This window comes from Streptomyces sp. S6 (genome assembly GCF_054880855.1).
The window spans coordinates 1-8,003 of the sequence record NZ_JBTYMC010000300.1 but is presented as its reverse complement, the minus strand read 5'-3'; the positions used below and the strand labels follow the sequence as shown (position 1 = coordinate 8,003).

The following is an 8,003-nucleotide window of genomic DNA, read 5'->3' as shown; positions in this document are numbered from 1 at the left end:
CTGGGGCGCACAGCCGCCGCCCGCACGCTCCCGTGCCGCACGCGCTCCGCGTGCGCGCCGTCCGCTCTTCGTCCCGTTCGCGACGATCACCGCCGCCGCGGCCCTCGTCGTCGCCGGTCTCTTCGCGGTCCAAACCAGCCGTACGCAGGACCAGTTGGACGCCGCCGAGGCGCGCGCCCGGGACATCGCGCAGGTGCTCTCCGCACCGGACGCCCGCGCCGGGAACGGGCGGGACGCGCAGGGTCGCAGCATCGGTGTGATCGCCTCGGCGAAGGAGGGTGACGCGATCGTCACGCTGCGCGGATACGGCGGACTGGCCGGCGGCCAGGTGCACCAACTCTGGCTCATGCGGCCCGATGTGCAGCCTCGTTCACTCGGACTCTTCACCGGCGACACGCCCTTGGTGGCGACCGGTCTCGACGCCGACGCGACGTCACTCGCAGTGACGGTCGAGCCCGCCGGCGGGTCACCTCAGCCCACTTCGCAGCCAGTTGTCCAACTCGCCCTGAAATCTGTTGGATTCGGAGAGTAATCGAGGGGGAGTCGTCAACCCCCTTGCGGGGAAGGTCAATCCTGTGAACGCGATACACGCGTGACCCCCGGGGGAGATAGGGTTACCCTGCCCGGGGTCGGGTGGACTCGTACGGGTGGGGAGTGACGATGGAACAGATAACGATGCGAAGCAGGGCGAGGGTCCCTGCGATCACATGCGGTAGCAGCGCGACCAGTTCGCGCCTCGACCGCCATCTCTCGGTGCTGGCGGGCCCCGCCATACCGCAACGGGAGACGGTCGAGGCGACCTCGCTCATGCTGGAGCTGACCGCGCGCGACACCCGGCACCAGCCCAGCGACCAGGGCCGGCGGGTGAGCCGTGTCTCGCTCTTCGCCCCGCTCCGCAGGCTGCGCCGCACCCTTTTCGGCAGCCGCAGGCACTGAGCCGCCCACGGCACCGGACCGATCGCGGCTGAGCTGAGCCGTTCACGACCTTGAAAGACCCGCGCTCGGGCGGCCACCGCCCGGCCGTGTTCCCCGCCGTCCGCCATCCCCACGGCCTGCGGCGGGGCCCGGTGCACCCCGAGCGCGGGCGCCTCACCCCTCACCGCCCGACAGCGACGAGGGTCCGCTCACCCGAAGCCGGAGCACTCCCCGACCCCGGCCACCCCTAGGGCGTCCCCGTAGTACCCCGACCACCCGGCGCCCGCCCCACCCCTTCGGCTCCCGTCCGCCCCGGACACTTCACCGAGTGACGCGCCCGTACCGCCGTATCGCCGCCGGCGCGAACACCCCGATCAGCACGGCGCACCACAGCAGCGAACCGGCGATCGGATGCGCCACGGGCCAGGCCGCGCCCCGCGGTACCGGCGCGTTGCCCAGCAGGTCCCGCAGCGCCGTCGTCACCGCGCTGATCGGGTTCCACTCCGCGACCGTCCGCAGTCGGCCCGGCAGGTTGTCGACCGGGATGTACGCGTTGGACAGCAGCGGCAGCATGAAGGTGGCGCTGCCCAGTTGGCCCGCCGCCTCCTCGCTGCGCGACAGCAGTCCCAGGTAGACGCCGGCCCAGGTGCAGGCGAACCGGAACAGCAGGAGCAGTGCGAAGGCGCCGACGGCGGCGGGCGCCGAGCCCTCGACCCGCCAGCCCGTCGCGAGCGCCACCAGCAGGAACGGCACGGTCCCGACGGCGGTGACGACCAGGTCGGCCACCGACTGCCCGAGCGGCACCGCCGCCCGGCTCACCGGGAGGGTCCGCAGCCGGTCCGTCACACCCCGGTGGACGTCCTGCGCCGACTGGAACATCCCCGTCATGAGCCCGTTCGCGGCGGTCGCCACCAGCAGTCCGCCGACCAGGACCGACCGGTACTGCTCGCCCGGCATCGCGAGCGCACTGCCGAAGACGTAGCCGAAGAACAGCAGCATCGTGATCGGCATGGTCTGGGTCAGGATCGCCAGCGCCGGACTGTTGCGCACCCGCAGCAGCTGACGGCCCAGCATCGCCGTCCCGTCGTAGGCCAACGCGCTCATGTCACAGGCTCCTTGAGGTGGTCGGTGAGGTGGTCGCCGGGTTCGGTGAGGCGCAGGAACACCTCGTCGAGGGTCGGCGGACGCAGGCTCGCGTCGGTCAACGGCACGCCCGCCGCGTCGAGTTCGCGCACCAGTGTGGGAAGGGTGAGGCCGGGGCGGTGGGAGACCGCGCCGATCGCGCCGCGCTCGTGGTCGAACACCGGTGCGCCGCCGGTGAGTTGGTCGAGCACTCCGGCGGCCCTCGACAGCGCGTCCGGATCGCCGACGACGGCCTCCGCGTACGTGCCCACCAGCGCCTTGAGTTCGGCCGGCGTCCCGGTCCGCGCGACCCGGCCCCGGTCCACCAGCGTGATGTCGTCGGCCAGTTGGTCGGCCTCCTCCAGATACTGGGTGGTGAGCAGCACGGTCGTACCGTCCCGCTTCAACTCCCGTACGACGTCCCAGATCTCGTTCCTGCTCGCCGGGTCCAGGCCGGTCGTCGGCTCGTCGAGGAAGAGCACCGCGGGGCGCCGGACCAGGCTCGCCGCGAGGTCGAGGCGGCGCAGCATGCCGCCCGAGTAGGTGGACGCCGGGCGGTCGGCCGCCCCGGCGAGGCCGAACCGCTCCAGCAGTTCGGCGGCGCGCTCGGCCGGGGCGGGAGCGCGGTGCAGCCGGGCGAACAGCCGCAGGTTCTGCCGGCCGGTGAGATCGCCGTCCACCGAGGTGTTCTGCCCGGTCACCCCGATGGCCCGGCGCACGGCGGCGGCCTCCCGCACGAGGTCGTGCCCCGCGACGCGCGCCGAGCCCGCGTCGGGGCGCAGCAGGGTCGTCAGCAGTCGTACGACCGTCGTCTTGCCCGCCCCGTTCGGGCCCAGGACGCCGCGGACGGTGCCCTCGGCGACGGCGAGATCGAGCCCCCGGACGGCTTCGACCTCGCCGAATCGCTTCTCCAGACCTTCACTAAGTACAGCGTACGTAGAAGTCATGGCTCGACCATAACGCACTACGTACGCCGTACGTAACTAATATGGGGGGCGAGGTGATGATCGATGGTGGGGCGTCCGCCCGTACCCGAAGTGATCTGGGCCCGCCCCGAGCGGACCGGTCGAGGGCCGAAACCCGCGTACACGCGCGCCGACATCGCGGCGGCGGCCGTCCGGATCGCCGACGCGCGAGGGCTCGACGCGGTCTCCATGCGGCACGTCGCCGCCGAACTGGGCTGCGGGACCATGTCGTTGTACAACTACGTCCCCCGTAAGGAGGATCTGTACGAGCTGATGGTGGACGCGGTCAGCGGGGAGCACGAACTGTGGGAGCCGGGGCCGGACTGGCGGGCCGACCTGCTGCGGGTCGGACACCAGACCCGTGAGCTGATGCGCCGCCACCCCTGGCTGCCGCGCCTGATGTCACCGATCTACGGCTTCAGCCCCAACGCCCTGCGCTACCTCGAACACTGCCTGACCTGCCTCGAACCGCTGACCGGCGTGAAGTACGGCATGAAGCTGCAACTCGTCGCGATGCTCAACGGTGTGGTCACGCTGTACACGGCGAACGAACTGGCCACGGCCGAGCGGACGCACTCGCTGCCCTGGTCCGCGCAGGAGGAGAACGCCGTCCGGACGGCCTACCTGGGGGCACAGGTGATGGGCGGGAACTATCCGCTGATGGCCGCCGCGTTCACCGAGGATCCGGGGCCGATCGACCTGGAGGCGGTGTTCGAGGAGATGCTGAGGCGGGTGCTGGACGCGTTCGTGCCACAGGAATGATCCGGGGGAGACGTGAGTACTACGGGTTTCGTCAGAGCAGCGTGAACTGGCCCGCCGGCCCCTCCTCCCGGTGGTCCAGGACCGAGGCCGGACGCTGATACCCGCGGGGGACGGGGAGGACACCCGCCTCGGCCAGGTCCGTGATCCGGTGCTCGGCCACCAGGGGCTCCCGCACCTCGGCCAGCAGCGCCAGGACCGTGATCAGCTCCAGCAGCTCCGAGGTCCAGGGCTGGGGCCAGCTCCGGGGGCCGATCGCCGCGAGCGTGCCCGGCTCGCCCCGCTCCGTCCGGGCCGTGACCCACTGCTCCAGGACCCGCACCTCGCCGTGCGTGAAGTCCCAGGCGGCCTGGGGGACCGGCGAGATCCTGCCCTCGTCGAGGTGGAGGGTCTGCTCCTCGGGGTCGTAGTGGACATCCTGCGGGCGGGCCGGGAGGGGTGCGCGGACGTACGGGCGGCTGCCGCCGGGCAGCTTCGGGCGATCGCCGTCGCGGCGCTGGAGCCAGAGCAGACGACGCCCCCTGCGGATGCCCTCGGCCCAGATCTCGGGGTCGTCCGTCAGGGGGACCCGTAGGTCCGGGGTAGCCGTCGCCAGCACCCAGGCGAGTACGTCCTCGGTACCAGGGGCCACCCCCAGACGATCCGCGAGATGCTCCACGAGCCCCGGCGCCAGATTGGGCTCCCGGCCACCCGGCCGCCGGTACAGAGGACGCACCCGGGAGCCGCGTACGAGAGGCAGGTGCGCGCCGGCCAGCAGCCCGTCCGGCGTCTCCACCAGGAACACCTGCCGGTCGTCCGCCACCCGCCACAACTCCGGCCGCGCCACGTCGATCAGCCGGTGGTCCGGGATGAGCCACTGCTCGTCGTACGGAGCGGCCAGCACCCGCACCGGCACCGGACACGGCCCCGACGCACCCGCCAGCCGGTCCGTCCCCGTCGGCTGTCCCGGCAACTGCGCCACCGCCGAGTGCGTCGTCCGCGCCCGAGTCGCCTCGAACAACCCCTCCCGCTCCACCCCCTCAGCCTTCATCAGCGCACCCCAACGAGCCTTCAACACCCCCTCATCCGCCGCCACCGGCCACCCCCGTCCCACCCGCGGCACCACCACGGCCCACGGCATGAGGTCCCCGATCAGCGGAGCGTCGTCGTGCGTCACGCGAGGCATGGTACGACGGAGTCGGCGCGGGGCGTAGAGCGGACATAGGTGTTCATGTCGCCGCGGCCTTGCGGACGAGCGGCGGGATCACGGCGCCTCCAGCGTCACCGAGAACGAGAAGCGGTCGCCTCGGTACTGGATGACGGCCACGTCGAGGACGTCGCCGGAGGGGGCGTAGGTGAGGCCGGTGTAGTGGAGGATCGGGCTGAGGAGGGGGACTTGGAGGAGGCGGGCGGTCTCGGGGTCGGCGAGGCGGGCCTCGACGGTGTCGGTGATGCGGGCGATGCCGGTGGGGGCGATGTCGCGGAGGATCTTGGTCATGGGGTGGTGGAGGAGGTCGTCCGGGGTGATGCGGGCGGCCAGTTCGGGGCGAAGCCAGTTGCGGGCGTGGTTGGTGGGTTCACCGGTCTCCCTGTCGTGGCGGAGGCGGTGGTACGTCGACAGGCGGGGCAAGTCCGGGAAGTGCTCGGCCAGTTCGGGCGGGGTCGGGACCTCGCCGTGGGCGAGCAGCTCCGTGCGCATGCCCGACTGCTGGGCGACGATCGCGTCCACCGAACCCAACAGGCGGACCGGCGTGCCGCGTTGGGCGCTCGGTTCGATGAAGGTGCCCCGGCGGCGGTGCCGGGTGATGAGGCCCTCCGTCTCCAGCTCCTTGAGGGCCTGCCGCATGGTGAGGACGCTGACGCCGTAGTGGACCGCCAACTGCTCCTCCGTGGGCAGCCGGAGAGGATCGTGGAGCGAACGGCCGAGGATCGAGGCGCGCAGGGACTGCGAAACCTGGTACCAGAGCGGGAGTTTGCCGCTGAGGGTGAGGGAATCGGGGGCGAAGGACGTCATGGCGCCGGCTTGAACTGCCGGTGACCGGGCCGGAAATGCCGCTCCAGACCCTGCCAGACCTCGTCGTACCCCTGCTGGAGATGTTCCCCGGCGTGCGGGGCGAGGACGATCGGCCAGCGCGTCTCGAACATGAACGCCAGCCCGTCGTCCAGGCGTTGGGGCTTCAGCGCGGCCTTGCTCGCCCGCTCGTACGTCTCCCGGTCGGGCCCGTGCGCGGACATCGTGTTGTGCAGCGAACCCCCGCCCGGCACGAACCCCCCTTCCCCCGCGCTCTTCGCGTCGTACGCGCCCTCCACCAGCCCCATGTACTCGCTCATCACGTTCCGGTGGAAGTACGGCGGCCGGAACGTGTCCTCGCCGACCAGCCAACGCGGCGCGAACACCACGAAGTCGACGCCGGCCAGCCCCGGGGTGTCCGACGGCGACGTCAGGACCGTGAAGATCGACGGGTCGGGATGGTCGTACGAGATCGTCCCGATGACGTTGAACCGGCGCAGGTCGTACACGTACGGGACGAGGTTGCCGTGCCACGCGACGACGTCCAGCGGAGAGTGGTCGTACGTCGCGCTCCAGAGGTTGCCGCAGAACTTGTTGACGACTTCGAAGGGGCCCTCGACGTCCTCGTACGCGGCGACCGGTGCTCTGAAGTCCCGTGGATTCGCCAGGCCGTTGGCGCCGATCGGGCCGAGGTCGGGGAGCCGGAAGGGGGCGCCGTAGTTCTCGCAGACGTAACCGCGGGCGGCCCCGTCGAGGAGGGTGGCGCGGAACCGGACGCCGCGGGGGATCAGCGCCATGTGGCCCGGTTCTACAAGGAGTTGACCGAACTCCGTGTGCAGCAGGAGACCGCCGCGTTCCGGCACGATCAGCAACTCGCCGTCGGCGTCGGAGAAGACGCGGTCCATCGAGGCGTTCGCGTGGTAGAGGTGCACGGCCATGCCGGCCCGCTGCGTGGCGTCGCCGTTGCCGCCGACCGTCCACAGACCGGCGATCAGGTCGGTGCCGGGCTCGGGCTCCGGGAGGGGGTTCCAGCGCAGGCGGTTGGGGTCGGGGACGGTCTCGGTGAACGGGCCCGTACGGATCGCGCCGTTGTCGGCGCGGGTGAACGCGGGGTGCGCGGCCGACGGCCGCACCCGGTACAGCCACGAACGCCGGTTGTGGGCACGCGGCTCGGTGAACGCCGTGCCGCTGAGCTGCTCCGCGTAGAGGCCGAGCGGGGCGCGCTGCGGGGAGTTGCGGCCCTCGGGGAGAGCGCCGGGCACCGCCTCCGAGCTGTGCTCGTTGCCGAAACCGGTGAGGTACGTCAGCTCCTCGGCGGCCTTGCGTGCGTCCGTGCCCATCGTCGCTCCCTCGCGTCCGAATCCTCTGCATCACCGTAGGATTCGACGGGACGGCTCGCAAGAGCTGCGTGCCCGTAGTCCTCTGGGAGGACGATCACGGGGTGTCGAGAACCAGACTTCAGAGGGATTCGGGCGACGGGACGCTGTTCTAGGCTCGCCGCATGTCGTGGACGCGTGGATTGCTCGCCGCGCTCGCGGTCTGTGTCCTGCTGCCGGCCGGACTCGCGGGCTGCGGGTCCGGTGGTGGCTCGGAACGGGAGGACGGGAAGAACAGGGCGGCGTCGACCGCCCCCGTCGGAAAGCTCCTGGACCACACGGACGAGGCGGGGCGCCGGTACCGGGAGATCGGCGGCAAGGAGGCGCCCCGGGTGCGCCTCCAGGTCGAACCGGAGACCGACGGGAGCTGGGAGGTGCGGCTCACCCTGCGCAACTTCACCCTCTCCTCCGAGGGGAGTGCCGCGCGCGCCGTGGAGAGCCGGGGGACCGCACGCCTCTACGTCGACGAGAAGGCCCTCGCCGAGCTGCGCACCCCTCAGTACCGCATCGGCGCCGACTACCTCCCCCACGGCACCCACCACGTCACGGCCCGCCTGTACGCGGACGACGGCACGGTCTGGGCGGTGGACGGCAAGGCGGTGGAGACCACGGCCGACATCACGGCATCGGAGCCGGAGGAGTCACCGTCCCCTTCGGGGAGCCGACGGTTGCCGGGACGGGGGTGAGGAGTGTGTGCGGCGGGGGGAGGCCGGCCGGTGCCGGTGCGGGCTCGGCCGACGGCGGCTTCGGTGTGGGTGTTGTGAAGGGTTCGGCGGGGAACCACGCGGTCCAGTCGACGGTGATGCCGGCGCCGTACAGCCGGGCGAGTGCCTGGCCGAGGGCGAGGTCGTCCGGTCGGCCCGGGTCGAGCGCGGC

9 protein-coding genes and 1 pseudogene are annotated in these 8,003 nt (G+C 71.8%); 4 read left to right on the top strand and 6 right to left on the bottom strand.

Going from position 1 to position 8,003, the window contains the following annotated elements; all coding sequences use genetic code 11:
- On the top strand, positions 1 to 532 hold a 532-nt coding region (locus ACVNF4_RS28995; RefSeq protein WP_461805844.1), incomplete at its 5' end, for an anti-sigma factor.
- Positions 533 to 660: 128 nt separating this feature from the next.
- Entirely contained in the window at positions 661 to 936 is a 276-nt protein-coding gene (locus ACVNF4_RS28990) for a hypothetical protein (protein ID WP_355872231.1), read from the top strand.
- 300 nt (positions 937 to 1,236) lie between these two features.
- Here the strand turns inward: ACVNF4_RS28990 and ACVNF4_RS28985 are convergent, their stop codons facing one another.
- Entirely contained in the window at positions 1,237 to 2,019 is a 783-nt protein-coding gene (locus tag ACVNF4_RS28985) for an ABC transporter permease (RefSeq protein ID WP_461805843.1), read from the bottom strand.
- Positions 2,016 to 2,984, bottom strand: coding sequence for an ATP-binding cassette domain-containing protein (locus ACVNF4_RS28980; protein ID WP_461805842.1), 969 nt, complete (start codon positions 2,982 to 2,984; stop codon positions 2,016 to 2,018). The genes ACVNF4_RS28985 and ACVNF4_RS28980 overlap by 4 nt, the downstream gene beginning before the upstream one ends.
- Positions 2,985 to 3,047: 63 nt before the next feature.
- Between ACVNF4_RS28980 and ACVNF4_RS28975 the strand changes: the two genes are divergently transcribed.
- Positions 3,048 to 3,764 (top strand): TetR/AcrR family transcriptional regulator, encoded by a 717-nt coding sequence (locus ACVNF4_RS28975; RefSeq protein ID WP_461805841.1) that lies wholly within the window; start codon positions 3,048 to 3,050, stop codon positions 3,762 to 3,764.
- Between the two features lie 31 nt (positions 3,765 to 3,795).
- On the opposite strand, the gene ACVNF4_RS28970 is transcribed toward ACVNF4_RS28975, so the two are convergent.
- The 3 genes from ACVNF4_RS28970 to hmgA form a co-directional block, all read right to left on the bottom strand.
- The gene (locus ACVNF4_RS28970) at positions 3,796 to 4,926 is read right to left on the bottom strand and encodes a type ISP restriction/modification enzyme (RefSeq protein ID WP_461805840.1); all 1,131 of its coding nucleotides are present in this window, start codon (positions 4,924 to 4,926) and stop codon (positions 3,796 to 3,798) included.
- A 78-nt stretch (positions 4,927 to 5,004) separates the two neighbouring features.
- Positions 5,005 to 5,754 carry a GntR family transcriptional regulator gene (locus ACVNF4_RS28965; protein ID WP_461805839.1) on the bottom strand — a complete coding sequence of 250 codons (750 nt, stop codon included), beginning with the start codon at positions 5,752 to 5,754 and terminating at the stop codon, positions 5,005 to 5,007.
- Complete coding sequence (gene hmgA, locus ACVNF4_RS28960) at positions 5,751 to 7,091, bottom strand: homogentisate 1,2-dioxygenase (RefSeq protein ID WP_461805838.1); 1,341 nt, start codon at positions 7,089 to 7,091, stop codon at positions 5,751 to 5,753. The genes ACVNF4_RS28965 and hmgA overlap by 4 nt, the downstream gene beginning before the upstream one ends.
- Positions 7,092 to 7,252: 161 nt before the next feature.
- On the opposite strand from hmgA, the gene ACVNF4_RS28955 reads away from it, so the two are divergent.
- The gene (locus tag ACVNF4_RS28955; RefSeq protein WP_461805837.1) at positions 7,253 to 7,813 is read left to right on the top strand and encodes a nuclear transport factor 2 family protein; all 561 of its coding nucleotides are present in this window, start codon (positions 7,253 to 7,255) and stop codon (positions 7,811 to 7,813) included.
- Here ACVNF4_RS28955 and ACVNF4_RS28950 read toward each other — a convergent pair.
- A pseudogene (locus tag ACVNF4_RS28950) lies at positions 7,746 to 8,003 on the bottom strand (hypothetical protein); the annotation flags it as partial. The gene ACVNF4_RS28955 and the pseudogene ACVNF4_RS28950 sit on opposite strands and share 68 nt — an antisense overlap.